We start from the raw sequence: 17215 nt of genomic DNA, 5'->3' as shown, positions 1-17215 counted from the left end.
CACAGTCCGGACGGCTCACAGCGGCCAAGGTTTCGACATACCGCAGTATTCGCGGTTCCTCGAAACCCACGCCCAGGAGCTGTTCCCATGACCGCCATCATCGACCAGTCCGCCCTCATCCGTGGTGCCGACGGCCGTCTCTTCGCCGTGACCGCCCAGGGCGTGACCGAGGTTGCCGAGCAGTCCGCCGCCCTGACCGCCGCCGCCCGCATCGGCGACCGCCGCGCCTTCAACAGCGACGACCACGAGGCCGCCCGCCACGCGATCACCCCGGGCCTCTGATCGGCGGGGCGACCCTGCCAAGGCCCGCCGTCCGGGCCTGCTCTCCGGGCCGTGGCGACCGGTGTTTCCCTGGCCGGCCTGCCACGGTCCCCGCCCGCTCCCTCGTCCTTCGCCGGTTCCCATCCGGCTCGCCACGGGCATTCCACGGCGGAGACCCTCTCCCATGCCCCTTGATTTCGTCCGCGGCATCGCGCGGGATCCGGCCATGTCCGACCAGCCGCTGAAGGTTCACACCACCGGAACCCACCGGATCGCCACGCCGGACCAGACGCTGGCCCGCGTCGCCCCCTTCCTGCCCGTCATGGGCATCACGCGGGTGGCGAACGTCACGGGGCTGGACCATGTCGGCATCCCGGTCGTGATGGTGACCCGGCCGAACGCGCGCTCGATCTCCGTCGCCCAGGGCAAGGGCGTGACGCTGGACGCCGCCAAGGCGTCGGGCGTCATGGAGTCGATCGAGAGCTACCACGCCGAACGCATCACCCTGCCGCTGAAATACGCCAGCTACGACGAGTTGCGCTGGACCCACCGGGTGGTGGACGTGACCCGCCTGCCGCGGCTGTCGACCAGCGCCTTCACCCCACACACCCCGATGCTGTGGATCGAGGGCGACGACCTGCTGGGCGGCGGGCGGACGTGGGTGCCGTTCGAGACGGTGCATCTGAACTTCACGCTGCCGATGCCGCCGGGCTCGGGCTGCTTCCTGGCCGGGTCGAATGGTCTGGCCTCGGGCAACAGCCTCGCCGAGGCGACAGCGCACGCCATGGCCGAGCTGGTCGAGCGCGACGCCGCCACACTGTGGCGCCTGGCCTCTCCGGAGGCCCAGGCCGCCACCCGCATCGATCCGGCCAGCGTCGCCGACCCGGTCTGCCGCTCCCTGCTCGACCGCTTCGACGACGCGGGGGTCGCGGTCGGCCTGTGGGATATCACCAGCGACATCGGCCTGCCGGCCTTCCTCTGCCGCATCGCGACGCGGGAGGACGCACCGCAGCACAGCATCCGCCCGGCCATGGGCATGGGCTGCCACGCCGCGCCGGAGGTTGCGCTGTCCCGCGCGCTGACCGAGGCGGCGCAGAGCCGGCTGACCTTCATCGCCGGCGCGCGCGACGACATGCCCCGCTCCGAGTACGAACGCCACCTCGACCCGGCGCAGCACGCGCGCTGGACGGCGCTGATCACCGAGGGGGCCGGGCGCCGCGACTTTGCCGCCATCCCCAGCCTCGCCGGGCGCACCATCGAGGAGGACTTGGCAAGCCAGCTCGACCGGCTGCGCGACGCCGGCATCGAGGAGGCCGTGGCGGTGGACCTGACCAAGCCGGAGTTCGGCATTGCCGTGGTCCGTTTGGTCATTCCCGGCCTGGAGGGGCTGGATTCCTCCCCGGACTACGCGATGGGCGCGCGGGCGCGTGCCGTCGCCGGCCTCTGATACCTACCTCTGATACCGGCCTCTGATGCCGGCCTTAAGATTAAGAGAGCGAAGGCGGAGACTCCCATGCAGACGCCGGACGGCCTTTACGTCTTCCTCGGCCCCACCCTGCCCCGCGCCGACGCGGCGCGGTACCTGGACGCCACCTATCTGCCGCCGGTCGCCCAAGGCGACGTCATCCGGCTGTGCGAGCGCAAGCCGCGGGCGATCGGCATCGTGGACGGCTATTTCGGAAACATCCCCTCCGTCTGGCACAAGGAGATCCTGCACGCCATCCACCAGGGGATCGCGGTGTTCGGGGCATCCAGCATGGGCGCCCTGCGCGCCGCGGAACTGCATCCCTTCGGCATGATCGGTGTCGGCGCCGTCTTCGAAGCCTTCCGCGACGGGCGGCTGGAGGACGACGACGAGGTGGCGGTGATCCACGGCCCGGCGGAACTCGGCTATCCCAGCCTGTCCGAGGCCATGGTGAACATCCGCCGCACCCTGGCCGACGCCGCGCAGGAGGGCGTCGTCCCCACGGCCACGGCGCGGCGGCTGGAGGCCATCGCCAAGGCCCTGCCCTATCGCGAGCGCGGTTTTGGCCGGGTGTTCCGCCTCGCCGCCGCCGAGGTGCCGGAGGAGGAACTCGCCGATCTCCGCAACTGGCTGCCCACCGGACGGTGCGACCAGAAGCGGGAGGATGCGCTGGACCTGCTCCAGACCATGCGCCGCTGGGCCGCGGGCGGCGCACGTGCGCCGGAGGCGCGTTTCCATTTCGAGCACACCGTCCTGTGGGACCGCGCCCTGCGGGATGGCGGGCGTTGCCAGACGGGGAATCCGCTGGACTGATCGTCCACCGGGTGCCATCAACGGTTCGACGGCACTCAACCGGGACCGCGAACGCCATGGCCTTACTGAAGGACGTCGCCGGCATCCTGCGGCGCAACCGAATGTTGGGCGTTCTCGACGACGTCCGGATGCAGGAACTGGTCGCGCTGGGCCGGGTGTCGCGGTTCAGCGAAAACCAGACCGTGTTCAGCAAGGGCGATCCCGGCGATTGCCTGTACGCCATCATGAAGGGGCAGATCGCCGTCTCGACCTCGTCCGAGGACGGCAAGACGATGCTGCTCAACATCCTGAACCCCGGTGACGTGCTGGGGGAAATCGCCTTGATCGACGGCAAGGACCGCACCGCCGGAGCCACCGCGCTCCGCCCGGCGGAACTGTTCCGCATCGACCGTCCGGAATTCATCTCCTTCCTGGAACGGCATCCTTCCCTGTGCATCCGGATGATGGGCGTGCTGTGCGAACGGCTGCGCTGGGTATCGGAGAACATCGAGGATGCGGTGTTCCACGACGTGCCGCGCCGGCTGGCCCGGCGTATCCTGTTGCTCGGTGACACCTATGGGCAGAAGACCCCCGCGGGCTTGCGGATCAACCAGCCCGTGTCACAAGAAGCCCTGGCGGCAATGTTGGGTGTTACCCGCGAGATGGTGAACAAAAGCCTGCGTGCATTGCGCAACTCAGGCGCTATTACCTATAACAAAGGTTTTATTGTCGTCACCAATCTGTACATGCTGAAGGATATGGCGGGAGAGTCGGGTGACGTGCCGTAAGGCCACCCTGCACGTCTGGGGAGTTTTATCGTCGCAAATTTTTTCAATCGCGCTATATTGGCTGTGTGACTTAAAACACGGCTGACATTCAAGGAATACAGGGCTATGTCGGGTCAGGATTCACGGGCGTCCAACGCACCATCGCCGCTGAGCGCCATCCCGCTGGTGGCGCGCACCGTCAAGCTGTTCGGACATCCGACGCAGCTTCGCCTGGAGCCCTCCTACTGGGAAGCGTTGGACGACATCTGCCACCGGGAAGACCTGACCGTGGATGAGTTGTGCAGCGATCTCAAGGACCGCCTTGATTCGCAGTCCAAACGGTCGCGCGGGGTTGCCGTTTCGCTGGCCAACGCGGTCCGTGTGTTCATCGTCGGCTACTACCGCAAGGCGGCAACCGAGAAAGGTCACGACCGCGCCGGCCATGGCCGCGGCGATCCCTTCGTCAGCACCCCCTTCGACCTGCCTCCGACCCAGCCGGCCAAGGAAGGCTGATTCCCTGGCGGCATCCCGCTGAACCCCGCGCGTGCCGACAACGGGACGGTTTCAACAACGCGCCTGTGAGGAATCGCCGCGTCCGATTGAACGACGCAACGTCTGGCTTGCACCGCGACGGGATTTGGTGTGTTGATCGGTCCAGCGGCATAGCCATGGTCGGCTGACCGGGCCATCCGTGGGCCGCCCCTCCCGTCCACCGCGGAGCCGACCGTTCATGAGCGGGACCCAGCCGTCCGCCATCAGACCGACGTTCACCCGCTGGCTCCGGGACCGTTCCTTCCTGTCCGGCCTGACCGCTCTGCTGATCCTGATGGCGGTTCTGGGCACGGTGATGCGCCACAACTACCTGCTGTTCCATCTCTGCGCAGAGTTGTTCGCCGTCGCCGTCGCCATGACGATCTTCACGATCGCCTGGAACACGCGGGACACGAACCAATCGCCCTTCCTCGCCTTCGTCGGCCTGTCCATGCCGGGCATCGCGCTGCTGGACCTGCTGCACGCCATCGCCTTTCCCGGCATGAACGTCATCGGCGAGGCCAGCGCCAACCAATCCACCCAACTCTGGATCGCCGCCCGCGGCCTTCAGGCCGCGGTCTTCCTGGCCGCGCCGCTGCTGACGGAGAAGCGGCTGCGCACGGGCGACGTGCTGTTGATCCAGGCCGCGGTCGTGGCCTGCACCCTGCTGTCGATCTTCACCTTCGACATCATGCCGGACAGCTTCGTTCCGGACGTCGGGCTGACCCCCTTCAAGGTGGGCGCCGAATACGCGTTCAGCGCCGCGGCGGTCGTCGCCTGCCTGCTGCTGTGCCGCAAGCGCCGGCAGTTCGAGCCCAGGGTGTTCGGTCTGACCTTCGCCGGCATCGCCCTGCTGGCCCCGCAGGAACTGATCTTCACGCTCTACACCGATCCCCACGGGGCGATGAACGCGCTGGGGCATTTCATCAAGATCCTGTCCTTCTACCTGCTGTACCGGGCGATCATCGTCACCGCCCTGCAGAATCCCTACGATCTCGCCTTCTACCGGATGCGCCGCAGCGAGGAGGCCCTGCGCGATCATCTGAGCGGACTCGAATCGCTGATCGCCACCCGCACCGCCGAGCTGCGCGAGAGCGAAGCGCGCTGGCGGGCGCTTCTGGAATGCTCCAACGACTGGTTCTGGGAAACCGACGAGCGCGGGCGCTTCACCGCCCTGTCGCCGCGCGCCCAGGAATCCACCGGGCGCGGCGGGTCGGAGCTTCTGGGCTTTACCCACGCCGATCTTCTGGACCGCAATCGTCCCGAGGAGGATTTTCCCGCCCTGACGGAGGCCCTGCACCGGCGGGAGCCCTTCCGCCGCCTGTCCTTCCCGCTGGCCTCGCCGGGGGGGAGCGCGCGCTGGGTGATGGTCAGCGGCACGCCGCGCTATGATGGCAACGGCGCCTTCCTCGGCTACCGCGGCACCACCAGCGACATCAGCGCGCGGCGCCAGTCAGCGGAAGCGGCGCGGCAGAAGCAGACCATGGCGGCGCTCGGCAGCCTCGTCGGCGGCCTCGCCCACGAGATCAACAACCTGCTGCAACCGGTCATCAGCCTGTCCGATCTGGCGCGCGGCCGCGCCGGAGAGGATCGCAAGCTCCACACCTATCTGAACGCCATCCACGACAGCGGGGTGAAAGCCCGCACGATCATGCGCGACGTCCTTCAGTTCGCCCGTGTCGAGGTGGCCGAATCGCCGCCGGGCAACCTGGAGGAGGCCGTGCATTCCGCCCTGGAACTCGCCGCCCCCTCGATGCCGGCGTCCATCGAGACCCGCACGCGGCTGGAACCCGGCCTGGACGCGGTGACGATCACGGCGACCGAGCTGACCCAGGTCCTCCTCAACCTGATCCAGAACGCCCGCGATGCCATGCCGCAGGGCGGCACCCTGATCATCGGCGCCCGTTCCCTGAGCCTGAGGGAACGGGACGCATCCCGCCGCCAGCTCGGCGAGGGCGACTATGTGCGACTGACCGTCGCCGACACCGGCACGGGTATGGACGAGGCGACGCGCCAGCGCGTGTTCGACCCCTTCTTCACGACCAAGCCGGTCGGCACCGGGACTGGGCTTGGGCTTTCGGTGGTATATGGTATCGTACGGAACGGGGGTGGCGACATTCTGGTGGAGAGCGCCCCCGGACGCGGGACGTCCTTCATCATCGACCTGCCCACCGCCCCGACCGGCGGACCGGGCCAAACGACACATGGGATGCTGGTTCATGGCGAAGGTGCTGGTCGTTGAGGATTCGGCCGCCGTGCGGCTGGCGGTCACCGAAGTGATCGAACAGGCCGGCCACGAGGTCGTCGAGGCGGAAAACGGACGCGTCGCCATCGGTCTGCTGGACGGCGGCGCGGTCTTCGACCTGATCGTCACCGATGTGCTGATGCCCGAGGCCGACGGGGTGGAGGTCATCAAGGCCGCGCGCACCCGCAACCCCGGCGGCAAGGTGCTCGCCATGTCCGGAGGGGCGCCGAACCTGCCCGCCGGTTACGCCCTGAAGATGGCCGAGATGTTCGCGGCGGACGCCGTGCTCTACAAGCCCTTCCTGAACGAGGAGCTGCGCAAGGCCGTGGCCCGCCTGCTGTCCACGGCGGGCGAGTCGGAAGCCGGCTGAAAGGGACCGGGTGACAGCCGGTCCATGTCTCCGCTGTTGCTCCGGACACACGGCGGCATTCCTTCCGCCCCCCGGCGGCCATCGGTCCCCTTGACCAAAGTTATCCACAAAAAAGTGCATAACATGGTGGATAAGGCTGTTGAACCCTCGGTTCCGCCTGCCCGCCGCGGGGGTGCCGGAAAAGGCCTCTGAAACGGCGCCGATTCGGGATGCGCCACCACGAACGGCCAGGAACGGCGCACCCCTTGCGCCCTTCGCTACCCCTAAGATGGGCTGGTCCGTCCCGCCCCGCCTCGCCACTATGGCACCATGCATTGCGAAGGTGGAAAGGACGGCGCATGGCCCATTTTCTCGTGACCGGCGGCTGCGGCTTCATCGGATCGCATCTGGCCGACCGATTGATCGGCGATGGGCACCGGGTCACCATCCTGGACGACATGAGCACCGGCCGGCTGGAGAACAAGCCGCTGCTGGCGAAGCTGATGGTCGGCGACGTCGCCGATCCGGATGCGGTCCACCAAGCGATCCAGGGGGTGGACGGCGTGTTCCATCTGGCCGCGGTCGCCTCCGTCCAGCGCTCACGCGAATTGTGGGCGGAAACCCACCGCACCAACCTGTCGGGCACCGTCACCGTCTTCGAAGCGGCGCGCAGCGCCCGCAACGGCAACCCGGTGCCGGTGGTCTACGCCTCCTCCGCCGCGGTCTATGGCGACAACACGGCCACCCCGCTGCGCGAGGACGCCACAACGCGCCCGCTGTCCGCCTACGGCGTGGACAAGCTGGGCTGCGAGCTGCACGCCAACGTCGCCTGGGACATCCACGGGGTGCCGACGACGGGCTTCCGCTTCTTCAACGTCTACGGCCCCCGGCAGGACCCGTCCTCGCCCTATTCCGGTGTGATCTCGATCTTCGCCCGGCGGGTGGCGCAGAGCGAGGACGTGACGATCTTCGGTGATGGCGAGCAGGTGCGCGACTTCGTGTTCGTCGGCGACGTCGTGCGCTTCCTCGTCAAGGCGATGGAGCGCCAATCCCAGGGGGCGGAGGTCTTCAACCTGTGCACCGGCCGCCCGACCTCGCTCCTGATGCTGCTTGAGGTGTTGCAGGAGCTGTGCGCCAGCCGGGTGCGCCGCCTGCACCAGCCGGCGCGGGCGGGCGATATCCGCGTGTCCATCGGCGACCCGGCCCGGCTGCGCGCCACCTTCGGCGAAGGCTGCCGGTTCGGCCTGCTGCAGGGGCTGAGCGCGACCCTGACCGGGGAGATGCCGCGGTAAACCTGCGGCCCTCTCCTTAGACGTCGCGGCTTTCCAACCGGGGCAGCCCGACGACCTTCAGGCGGCTTTCGCGGAGTTCGCCCACCTGATCGAGGATCGGCAGGGCGACCGCGGCGACGTGGGCGTTGATGCGCTTCAGGTCGCGCAGGATGTCCAGCACCAGGGCGCTGGTCTCGATGCTGGCGGCGTCGCCGCGGCGCACGCGGTCGAGGTGGCGGGCGGTGGCGGTGCGCTCCAGCGCCCGCACCGCATCCTTGCCGGCGATGAGCTGCCGGGCCAGCCGCCGATCCTCGCCGATCAGGATGCCGAGCGCCGTGCGCAGGTTCTCCACCGTGCGGCGGTGCAGTTCCTCCACCTCCCGGAAATCCTCCGGCGCGAAATGCAGGTGGTGGCGGATGCGCTTGGCGGCCAGATCCATCAGGCTTTTGTCGATGATGTCGCCGATGTGCTCCAGGTTGATCGCAAAAGCCATCAGGTCGTCGACCCGCCGAGTCTCCTCGGCGTCGAGGTGACGGCGCCCCAGCTTGGCGAGGTAGAGCTTCAGCGCGGTGTGCAGCCGGTCCACCCGGTCGTCAGCGCGGCTGACCTCGGCGATCGGGCGTTCGTCGTTCTGGCGCAGGGCGGTCAGGCTGCGGCGCAGCATGTCCTCCACCAGATCGCCCAACCGCAGAGTTTCGCGCACGGCGCCCGCGATGGCGACGGTGGGCGTTTCCAGCGCCGATTCGTCGAGATGCCGGGGCGTCGCCGCGTCCTCGCCCGCGTCCTCCGGCTCGGGCAGAAGCCTTTCGGTCAGCCGGGCGAGCGGCGTCACCAGCGGGAGGAAGAGCAGGGCCAGCGCCGCGTTGAACGCGACATGCGCGCTGACCACCGCCGTCAGCGGGGCCATGCCGGCCAGGAAGGACGCCGCTGGCGGCACCAGCGGCAGGGCGAGGAGCGCCCCGGTCACCCGGACCAGCAGGTTGCCCAGCGGCACCCGCCGCGCCACCGCGCCGTCCGCCGACGTCGCCAGCACCGCCGGCACGGCGCCGCCGAGATTGGCGCCCAGGACCAGCGCGACCGCCGTCTCGGTCCCGATCACCCCCGCGCTGGCCAGGGATCCCGCCAACATCACCGTGGCGAGGCTGGAATGCACCGCCGCGGTCAGCGCCGCCGCGACGATCAGGGCGAACAGCGGCTCGCCGCCCAGCGCCTCCAGCATCGCCTGGACCAGCGCCGATTCCCGGACCGGCAGGGTGGCCGCACCGAGCAGCTTCAGGGCGAGCAGCATCAGCCCGATGCCGACCAGAATGCGGGCCAGCGCCCGCCGCCCGCGATGCTCGCCGCCCAGCGCGTGCAGCGCCCCGCCGAACAGAAGCAGGCAGGGCGACAGCCAGTGCAGGTCGACGGCGAGCAGCCGGGCGACGAGACTCGTCCCGACATCAGCTCCCAGCATCACCGCCAGCGCCATGGAGGTGGTCATGAAACCCTGCCCGGCCATCGAGGCGGTCATCAGCGCGGTGGCCGTGCTGCTCTGCACCGCGATGGTGGCGGCGACTCCGGCCAGGAAGGCGGCCAGCCGATTGCGCGTGCCGTAGCCGACCCAGCGGCGGACCGCCGCCCCACCCCACCGGAAGACGCCCGTCCGCACCAGCCGCAGCGCCCACAGCAGCAGCGCCACGGCGCCGAGGATGTCGATCAGGACCAGGGTGGGCGAGATGGCGGCGGTCGTGATGGCGGGCCTCCCGGCGTGTGGGCCTCAACAGCAGGACGATGGAGAGTGGGGCGTCATGAAAACGTAACAATCGCAGGGCGCAACCTGATCCCCCGCGAAAGACGTATCCCTTTTGCCGGGATGCGACCCTTACCCCCGAGTCACCAACCGGATGCCCAGCGCCACCGGCAGAATGCCCAGCAGGTCCCAAGGCTGCACCGTTTCACCCAGCAGCGCCCAGCCGAACAGCATGCCGAGCGGCGGCATCAGGAAGTGATAAGCGCTGGCCTCCGTGGCGCTCGTCCGCTGCAGCAGGCGGAACCACAGCAGGTAGCCGCCGATCGACACCACCAGCGCCTGATAGACCAGCGACCCGGCGAAGCCGGCGGTCAGCCGGATCGACCCCGCGTCCTCCAGCAGCAGCCCGAGGGGCAGCAGCGCCAGCCCCGCCGTCAGCACCTGCACGCCGGTTCCGGCGAGCAGGCCCGTCCGCGGCGCCAGCCGCTTGAACAGCAGCGTTCCCGCCGACAGCGCCACCAGCGCGCCGACCGCCAGCACGATGCCCAGCGGCGCGTCCGTCCCGCTGCCCAGCCGCCCGCGAACCACCAGCGCCACCCCGGCCACTCCCAGCACCAGCCCCAGCGCCTTGCGCCGGTTCATTGACTCGCCCAGCAGCAGGGCGGCCAGCGCCGCGGTCAGCACCGGGTTGGCGCTGACGATCAGCGCCGTCAGGCCGGAGGACACGTAGATCATGCCGCTGTAGCTCAGCCCCAGATAGAGCGCGTGGTTGAGCAGGCCGAGCAGCGCCAGCAGGCCGAGCGTCCTTCCGGCCATCCCCCGATACTCACCCCGCCACGCCGCGACGGCGGCGAGCAGCGCCCCGGCGATCAGGAAACGGAAGGCCAGCAGCAGCAACGGCGGGCAGTCGGCCAAGCCGATCTTCCCCGCGGCGAAGGCCGAACTCCAGGCGAGGCAGAAGGGCACGACCAGGACGAGCGGCGCCGCCCGCGGGTCGGTCAGGGGTAAGGGGTGCGTGGCGGCGTGTGTCATGGCCGGTCCTCTCCCATGCGGAATGGTGCGCGTTAGGGAGAGGATGACGCGGAGCCTTTCCATTTGGAAATTGGATGATATCATTCATTGCATTCGAAACCTGAATGGTTGGTCCGATGCGCGAGATGGATCTGGGGCTGCTGCGCACCTTCGTCTCCGTGGTGGACGCCGGCGGCTTCACGCGAGCCGGCGAGCGGGTGCACAAGACGCAATCGACGGTCAGCCAGCAGATCCGCCGGCTGGAGGAGCAGGTCGGCCTGCCGCTCCTCGACCGCAACAGCCGCGCCGTCGCGCTGACCGACGACGGCGAGCGGCTGCTCGGCTACGCCCGCCGCCTGCTGGCGCTGAACGACGAGGCGAACGCCGTGCTGTCCGGGCGCCCGGCGGCGGAGGTGGTGCGGCTGGGCGTGCCGGAGGATTACGCGGTGGAGCGGTTGCCCCGCCTGCTCGCCGACTTCGCGCGGGCGAACCGGCGGCTGCGGCTGGACGTGCGCTGCGACCTGTCGGTGCGGCTGCGCGCGGACGTGGAGTGCGGCGACCTCGACATCGCCCTGGTCAAGCAAGAACCCGGCCGCCCCGGCGCATTGCGCGCGTGGCGGGAGCCGCTCTGCTGGGTTGGCCCGGCGGCGGAGGATCTGCACCGCGAGGACCCGCTGCCGTTGGTGCTGTTCCCCCAGGGCTGCGTCTACCGCAACCGCGCGGTGCATGAGTTGGAGCGCGCCGGGCGGCGCTGGCGGGTGGCCTACTCCAGCCCCAATCACGCCGGGGTGCGCGCCGCGGTGTCCGGCGGGCTGGGCGTCAGCGTGCTTCCCCACAGCGCCCTGCCTGCCGGAGCGCGCTTCCTGGGCGTGGCGGACGGCTTGCCCGCGCTGCCGGAGACGGAACTGGCGCTGCTGACCGGAGGCGCGGCGCGGGGTGGCGGGGTGGAGATGGTCACCGGTCTGCTGATGGAGAGCCTTCCGGAGCCGGTGTGGGCGTGACGGGGCTGCCCGGCACGACCACTCCTCTCGCACCGTTGCGCCACGTCCCCAAAGCGCCATAGAACAGCCCAGGAACCATATCCAGGTATGGCGAAGAACAGGGTTGAGGGACCAGGGGCATGGCGCGACGGAGGAGCGGAGCACCGCGGGGCGGCCGGAGGGGCCGTCCGCTGACGCTGGGCGGGCTGGTCGCCGTTCTGCTGGTGCTGGCCGCGGTCTATGCGGCGGAGCGCTTCCACCTCGTCCCGCCCGGCACGCTGGATTCCATCTTCGGGGAGGAGAAGACCCAGCGCCAACGGCCCATCCCCCGTCCCGTCCCTGACACCAGCATCGACTACGCCGCGGTCGCCGCCCAGCTCGACCGCATCCGGGTGGAGGAGGAGCGCCGCCGCGGCTATGTGCGGGACGAGTGGCCGCACTGGCTGACCATCGACTCCAAATGCCTGAACACGCGCGAGCAGGTGCTGATCCGCGATTCCGCAAAGCCGGCGAAGCTGTCGGCCAACGGCTGTTCGGTGCTGTCCGGCGTGTGGAACGATCCCTACACCGGCGAAACCTTCACCGAACCGAAGCAGGTGGACATCGACCACCGCGTGCCGCTGGAGGAGACCTACGCCAGCGGCGGCTACGACTGGCCGCGGGAGAAGCGCGCCGCCTACGCCAACGACCTGAGCGACCCGCTAACCCTCGTCACCGTCTCGGCCGCGGCCAACCGCGCCAAGGGCTCGAAGGGGCCGGAGGACTGGCTGCCGCCGCGCGAGGAGTACATCTGCGCCTATGTGGCGGGCTGGATCGCCGTGAAGGCGCGCTGGGAGCTGACCATGGACGAGCGGGAGCGCGTCACCGTCGGCAACATCCTGTCCGACTGCCGCCGCACCGCCGTGGGGAACCGGCCGGCCCGCTGACCGGCCTTTCCAAGAATTCCATGCGCCGGTATGCGCAGCGTTCCCTGATGTCGCTTTTGAAACTTGGCTGAACTTGATAGAACCTTCGTATGCGGTCTTCCTGACGGAACGGCGGCGGGGTGTCGAAGGGAGCGGCCGGGCGTCATGGCGAGGGAACGCGGTCTGCGGACGACGGTGGCTCTGACCGGCGCCGTTCTGGTCCTTGGCGTCTCCGTCGTGCTGGCGGCGCTGACCGGCCTGCGCTCCCGCGAGCGGATCGAGAGCGAGATCGGGCACTCGCTCGCGGAGGCCGCCCACAACATGGCCGACCGGCTGGACCGCTCCATGTGGTCGCGGGCCAGCGAAATCGGCATGCTGGCCAAGCTCGGCATTACCCCCGCCATCGACGATCCGGTCCGGCTGCGCTGGCTGCTGGAGCAATTCCAGGAGTTCTTCCCGACCGTCTCCTGGATGGGCGTGACCGACACCAAGGGCAAGGTTCTGGCCGCGACCGGCGGCTTGCTGGACGGCGTGGACATTTCCAAGCGCCCGGTCTTCCAGAACGGACAGAAAACGCAGTTCGTCGGCGACGTGCACGACGCGGTGATGCTGGCCTTCCTGCTGCCGAACCCGACGGGCGAGGCCATGAAGTTCGTGGACATCTCCACCCCCGTGCACAACGAGCGGGGCGAGGTCGTCGGCGTGCTGGCCACGCATCTGAGCTGGGAATGGACGCGCGAGATCCGCCGTTCCCTGATGGACACCATGCGGGGCCGCGCGGAGCTGGAGCTGATCGTGGTCGCGGCGGACCGCACGGTGCTGCTCGGCCCCCGCGAGTTGCTCGGCACTCCCCTCGACATCGAGGCGGTGCGGAGCGCGCAGAAGAACGAGAGCGGCTGGATCGTCGAACGCTGGCCGGACGGGCAGCGCTACCTGACCGGCTACGCCTACGGCAACGGCTATCTGAGCTATCCGGGTCTGGGCTGGAGCGTGGTGGCCCGCCAGCCTCTGGCCGTCGCCTACGCCCCGGCCACCGCCCAGATGGTCGAGACGGTGCTGGCCGGCGGCGCCATGGTGCTGCTGTTCAGCGTGCTCGGCTGGATGGCCGCCGGGCGGGTCACCCGGCCGCTGCGCCGCATCGCCCAGGCGGCGGAACGCATCCGCAGCGGCGAGCGCGGGGCGGAAATGCCGGTGCTGGGCGGCAGCGCCGAGATCACCTCGTTGTCGGCGACTCTGCGCGATCTCGTGGACGGGCTGATCCATCGCGACGCCGCCCTGGTCCGGCTGGAGGACATCGCCTATCAGGACCGGCTGACCGGCCTGCCGAACCGCCGCTATTTCGAGCAGTATGTGGAGGCCACGACCGCCGGGAACGGCTCCGCCGCCTTCCTCTACATCGATCTGGACGGCTTCAAGCCGGTGAACGACCGGCTGGGCCACGATGCGGGCGATCTCGTGCTGCGTCAGGTGGGGGAGCGGCTGGCCGCCTGCTTCCGCGGCGACGACGTGGTGGCCCGGCTGGGCGGCGACGAGTTCGCCGCCGTGCTGCCGCAGCGCGCCGGCGCCGAGCCGCCGGACCTGGACGGGCTGGCCCGCCGCATCATCGACGCGGTGAACGAGCCCGTCAGCGTCCAGGGCGAGGCGGTGCGGGTCGGCTGCTCCCTCGGCATCGCGCTGTGGCCCGAGGATTCTCCCGACGTGGCGGAAACCCTGCGCCGCGCCGATCAGGCGCTCTATCAGGCCAAGCGCGCGGGCCGCAACCGCGGCATCCGCTGGTCGGCCGACCTGCCGCCCGCCCCCGCCGAGAGCCAGGGCATAGCCGGCGAGGCGGCGAAGAACCCGGCGTCCTAGGCCCCGCGGCCAAGCCTCCGCCAAGCGGGGAACCGCATCCGGCGGGCGTCCGGCCAGCGGTGGGTAAGGCCGTTGCACGCTGGAGCCTCGGCCCTTTTCTGCCGTTTCATGTCCATCGGAGCACGACTCGGACGGCCATGGCGGGAGATTGGAAGATGAGCCTCGACACCAAGGGACAGCGGGCCCGCATGCTGCGTCTGCTCGCCGTCGTCGAGCATTACGAGCGCAACAGCGCGGCCGGCGCGCAGCTGATGCGGGGCACGCGCTACGAACTGGCCGTGCAGGCCACCGACGTGAACGGCGACCGCTGCCTGTTTCCCGCCTGCAACTGCGCCCAGGCCGACTGCTCGCGCCAGCCGCCCGCCGGCCCGCAGCTCAGCTGGTGCGGTCCCCGCGGCGGTTGGAAGATGCGGTGAGCGTCCGCAAGGGATGATCAGTAGTGGGGCGGGGGCGGCTCGTCCTGCGGCGCGCGGGGCACGCCGGACTCCAGCTCCGCGATCCGGTCGCGCAGGCGGCGCATCTGCGCCGTCATGAGATCGATGGTCCGCCCCTGCTCGAACAGGACGGCGGACATCTCCTCGGCCATGCGCTCGTGATGGGCAAGACGGGTTTCCAGCTCGGTCAGGCGGTTTTCGGCGTCCATGAATGGCCCTGCGGGTCGCGGAAGGGAAAGACCTTTAGAACCGCTCCGCTCGCCAAGGCAAGATCAATGCTGCATCAATGCAGCCGGCCTTGGGCGACCACCCAGCGCTCGACGATCTGAAGCGCCTGCGGCACGTCCAGTTCCGGATGATGCCAGCGCAGAACCACCGTTGCCGCCTCCAGCGCGTGGCGGTCGGGGCGCCCGCAATCGACCAGCTCGCGGTAGGCGCGCTCCACCACCGGGCGGCAGCCGCAGACCGCCGCCTCGCAGGCGGCGAAACGCTCCGCCGGATCGCGCTCCGGCCCGCTTCTCCGCTCCGCCGCCATCAGGCCGTCTCCGGACCTTTGCGCTGGATGCGGCGCCCGAAGATCTCCAGCCGCTGCCCGATCATGTCGAAGCCGAGATGGCGGGCGATGCGGGTGACGGCGGCCTCCAGCTCCGGGTCCTGGAACTCCACCACCTCGCCGGTCTCGATGTCGATCAGGTGGTGGTGGTGGTCGCCGCGCGCCTCCTCGTAGCGGGCCCGCCCGTCACCGAAATCGTGGCGCTGGATGATCCCGATCTCCTCGAACAGCCGCATCGATCGGTAGACGGTCGCCAGGCTGATCCCGGCGTCGATCGCCGCCGCACGGCGGTAGACCTCCTCCACATCGGGGTGATCGGCGGCTTCCGACAGGACGCGGGCGATGATCCGGCGCTGGCCGGTCATCTTCAACCCCCGCTCGGCGCAGGCGCGTTCCAGACGCGACGGCAGGGCTTCTTCGGGCGTGGTCACGGGGCCGGTCCTTTCCGATGCCTAACCCATGGACTCCAAGAGATGGAGAGGAAAGTCCGCAAGGACAACGGTCTTCCGTAAGAGCGGCCGTAAGACCTGCCTTTGGACCTGGACCAATGGCCGACACCCCGGCCCATGGCATCGGGCGGAAAGTCATCCGGGGGCAGACGGACACATCCATTGCGCCGCCGCATCACCGCCCGATACCCCGGATGACCCGGACGGGTTCCCCCACCGGGACGCCGCAACCCACCTTCCGCCACCGCGTTTTTTGCCACAGTCGTCCGTACATGATGCAGACGCAGAAGCACAGGATAGATCGGATGAGATCAAAGTTTTCGAGACGTCGATCCAATCCCATTTTTTTTACGTAGACATTTGAAGCCGCCCCTTCATCAACATCCCCCAGGGAAGACCGAGCCCATGGACATGAGGACTCTTGTTGAGGACGACGGCGACACCATCGACATCACGTTGCAGCCTTTAGAAAATCCCAGAAAACTTGAAGAGCTTTGGACCGATCTCGAGCGCCGCGCCGACGGGTCCTTCTTCCTGGGCTGGCAGTGGATCGGCAACTGGCTGGCCTCCCTGCCCCGCGGCACGCGGCCCCACGCGCTGGTCGCGCGGCGCGGCGAGCAGGTCGTGGGGCTGGCGCTCCTCTGCCCGCGCACACAGTGGCGCTTCGGTTTGCTGCGCACGCGCTGCTGGCTGCTGCACGAGACGGGGGAGCGGACCTTTGACCGGCTGTTCGTGGAGTACAACGGCATCCTCGCGGACCGGAACTGCGCGGACGCGGTGCTGGCCGCCTGCTTCGACTGGCTGGGGCAGCGCCTGACCAACTGGGACGAACTGGTGCTGGGCGGGCTGGAGCCCGAAGCGGAAGCGGCGGTGCGGCTCGCCGCGGCGCGGCAGGGCCACGCGCTGCAGGTCCGGGTGGCCGACAGCTGCCAGTGGGTCGATCTGGAGGGCGTGCGCCGCCAGGGCGCCGGTTATCTCGCCAGCCTCGGCAAGAACACCCGCGCCGCGGTGCGCCGGGCCATGCGGCTCTACGCGGAGCGCGGCCCGCTGACCTACCGCGTCGCCGCGACGGCGGACGAGGCTCTGGAGGACTTCCACGCCATGGAGATCCTGCATCAGGCGAGCTGGAACGCCCGCGGCCAGTCCGGCGCCTTTTCCAACCCGGCCTTCCGCCCCTTCCACGAGCGGCTGATCGCCGGCGGCGTGCCGGCGGGGACGGTGCGGCTGTGCCGGGTCAGCGCCGGGGACACGGTCATCGGCTATCTCTACAACTTCGTCCATCGCGGGCGGGTGATGAACTACCAGGGCGGTTTCGCCTACGAGGCCGACAACCGGCTGAAGCCCGGTCTGGTCGCCCACGTCCTGGCCATCGAGGACACGCTGGCCCGCGGCGAGGACTGCTACGACTTCATGTCCACCCCGGCGGGGCACAAGCCGCTGCTGTCCAACACCGAGCAGCCGATGAACTGGATCGCGCTCGGCCCCGACCGGCTGAGCCGCCAGATCGACACCCGCCTGCGCCGCGTCAAGGCTGGGCTGGCTGACCGGATGAGGCGGCTGATCCGCAGCCCGCTGCCCCTGATGAACCGCTGACGCCGCCGGAACCGAAGCCGCAACCGCAG

The 17215-nt window shown here is 69.5% G+C and carries 18 protein-coding genes; 13 read left to right on the top strand and 5 right to left on the bottom strand.

Annotated features, from left to right (window positions below):
- Nucleotides 1-87: 87 nt before the first annotated feature.
- The 8 genes from ACWPXE_RS08815 to ACWPXE_RS08780 all read left to right on the top strand — a co-directional run bounded on the left by ACWPXE_RS08815 (nucleotide 88) and on the right by ACWPXE_RS08780 (nucleotide 7702).
- Nucleotides 88-282: a hypothetical protein gene (locus ACWPXE_RS08815; RefSeq protein ID WP_454017499.1), complete on the top strand. Its 195-nt coding sequence runs from the start codon at nucleotides 88-90 to the stop codon at nucleotides 280-282.
- Between the two features lie 163 nt (nucleotides 283-445).
- Nucleotides 446-1708 carry a YcaO-like family protein gene (locus ACWPXE_RS08810; protein WP_454017498.1) on the top strand — a complete coding sequence of 421 codons (1263 nt, stop codon included), beginning with the start codon at nucleotides 446-448 and terminating at the stop codon, nucleotides 1706-1708.
- A gap of 66 nt (nucleotides 1709-1774) precedes the next feature.
- A complete protein-coding gene (locus tag ACWPXE_RS08805; RefSeq protein ID WP_454017497.1) occupies nucleotides 1775-2539 on the top strand; it encodes a TfuA-like protein in 765 nt (254 codons plus the stop codon).
- 56 nt (nucleotides 2540-2595) lie between these two features.
- Nucleotides 2596-3306 carry a Crp/Fnr family transcriptional regulator gene (locus tag ACWPXE_RS08800; RefSeq protein WP_454017496.1) on the top strand — a complete coding sequence of 237 codons (711 nt, stop codon included), beginning with the start codon at nucleotides 2596-2598 and terminating at the stop codon, nucleotides 3304-3306.
- Nucleotides 3307-3411: 105 nt separating this feature from the next.
- Nucleotides 3412-3798, top strand: coding sequence for a ribbon-helix-helix domain-containing protein (locus ACWPXE_RS08795; RefSeq protein ID WP_454017495.1), 387 nt, complete (start codon nucleotides 3412-3414; stop codon nucleotides 3796-3798).
- Between the two features lie 217 nt (nucleotides 3799-4015).
- Nucleotides 4016-6058 (top strand): MASE3 domain-containing protein, encoded by a 2043-nt coding sequence (locus ACWPXE_RS08790; RefSeq protein ID WP_454017494.1) that lies wholly within the window; start codon nucleotides 4016-4018, stop codon nucleotides 6056-6058.
- Nucleotides 6036-6431, top strand: coding sequence for a response regulator (locus ACWPXE_RS08785; RefSeq protein WP_454017493.1), 396 nt, complete (start codon nucleotides 6036-6038; stop codon nucleotides 6429-6431). Before ACWPXE_RS08790 ends, ACWPXE_RS08785 begins: the two co-directional genes overlap by 23 nt.
- A gap of 338 nt (nucleotides 6432-6769) precedes the next feature.
- Nucleotides 6770-7702, top strand: a complete 933-nt coding sequence (locus tag ACWPXE_RS08780) for an NAD-dependent epimerase/dehydratase family protein (RefSeq protein WP_454017492.1) — start codon at nucleotides 6770-6772, stop codon at nucleotides 7700-7702.
- Nucleotides 7703-7718: 16 nt separating this feature from the next.
- Here ACWPXE_RS08780 and ACWPXE_RS08775 read toward each other — a convergent pair whose 3' ends face one another.
- The gene (locus tag ACWPXE_RS08775; RefSeq protein WP_454017918.1) at nucleotides 7719-9377 is read right to left on the bottom strand and encodes a Na/Pi cotransporter family protein; all 1659 of its coding nucleotides are present in this window, start codon (nucleotides 9375-9377) and stop codon (nucleotides 7719-7721) included.
- A gap of 165 nt (nucleotides 9378-9542) precedes the next feature.
- Nucleotides 9543-10442 (bottom strand): DMT family transporter, encoded by a 900-nt coding sequence (locus tag ACWPXE_RS08770; RefSeq protein ID WP_454017491.1) that lies wholly within the window; start codon nucleotides 10440-10442, stop codon nucleotides 9543-9545.
- Between the two features lie 116 nt (nucleotides 10443-10558).
- Here ACWPXE_RS08770 and ACWPXE_RS08765 point away from each other — a divergent pair, with 116 nt between their 5' ends.
- The 4 genes from ACWPXE_RS08765 (at nucleotide 10559) to ACWPXE_RS08750 (ending at nucleotide 14573) form a co-directional block, all read left to right on the top strand.
- Nucleotides 10559-11422: a LysR substrate-binding domain-containing protein gene (locus tag ACWPXE_RS08765; protein ID WP_454017490.1), complete on the top strand. Its 864-nt coding sequence runs from the start codon at nucleotides 10559-10561 to the stop codon at nucleotides 11420-11422.
- A 119-nt stretch (nucleotides 11423-11541) separates the two neighbouring features.
- Nucleotides 11542-12327 carry an HNH endonuclease family protein gene (locus ACWPXE_RS08760; protein WP_454017489.1) on the top strand — a complete coding sequence of 262 codons (786 nt, stop codon included), beginning with the start codon at nucleotides 11542-11544 and terminating at the stop codon, nucleotides 12325-12327.
- 144 nt (nucleotides 12328-12471) lie between these two features.
- The gene (locus ACWPXE_RS08755; protein WP_454017488.1) at nucleotides 12472-14157 is read left to right on the top strand and encodes a diguanylate cyclase domain-containing protein; all 1686 of its coding nucleotides are present in this window, start codon (nucleotides 12472-12474) and stop codon (nucleotides 14155-14157) included.
- 155 nt (nucleotides 14158-14312) lie between these two features.
- A complete protein-coding gene (locus ACWPXE_RS08750) occupies nucleotides 14313-14573 on the top strand; it encodes a hypothetical protein (protein WP_014197674.1) in 261 nt (86 codons plus the stop codon).
- A gap of 17 nt (nucleotides 14574-14590) precedes the next feature.
- Here the strand turns inward: ACWPXE_RS08750 and ACWPXE_RS08745 are convergent, their stop codons facing one another.
- The 3 genes from ACWPXE_RS08745 to ACWPXE_RS08735 all read right to left on the bottom strand — a co-directional run bounded on the left by ACWPXE_RS08745 (nucleotide 14591) and on the right by ACWPXE_RS08735 (nucleotide 15554).
- Entirely contained in the window at nucleotides 14591-14800 is a 210-nt protein-coding gene (locus ACWPXE_RS08745) for a SlyX family protein (RefSeq protein WP_454017487.1), read from the bottom strand.
- A 74-nt stretch (nucleotides 14801-14874) separates the two neighbouring features.
- Nucleotides 14875-15126 (bottom strand): hypothetical protein, encoded by a 252-nt coding sequence (locus ACWPXE_RS08740; protein WP_454017486.1) that lies wholly within the window; start codon nucleotides 15124-15126, stop codon nucleotides 14875-14877.
- Nucleotides 15126-15554 carry a Fur family transcriptional regulator gene (locus tag ACWPXE_RS08735; RefSeq protein WP_035677391.1) on the bottom strand — a complete coding sequence of 143 codons (429 nt, stop codon included), beginning with the start codon at nucleotides 15552-15554 and terminating at the stop codon, nucleotides 15126-15128. Before ACWPXE_RS08735 ends, ACWPXE_RS08740 begins: the two co-directional genes overlap by 1 nt.
- Before the next feature lie 450 nt (nucleotides 15555-16004).
- On the opposite strand from ACWPXE_RS08735, the gene ACWPXE_RS08730 reads away from it, so the two are divergent.
- Complete coding sequence (locus ACWPXE_RS08730) at nucleotides 16005-17186, top strand: GNAT family N-acetyltransferase (protein WP_454017485.1); 1182 nt, start codon at nucleotides 16005-16007, stop codon at nucleotides 17184-17186.
- Nucleotides 17187-17215 lie beyond the last annotated feature (29 nt).

The organism is Azospirillum sp. Marseille-Q6669, assembly GCF_965111635.1.
This window is presented reverse-complemented; position numbering and strand designations above follow the sequence as displayed.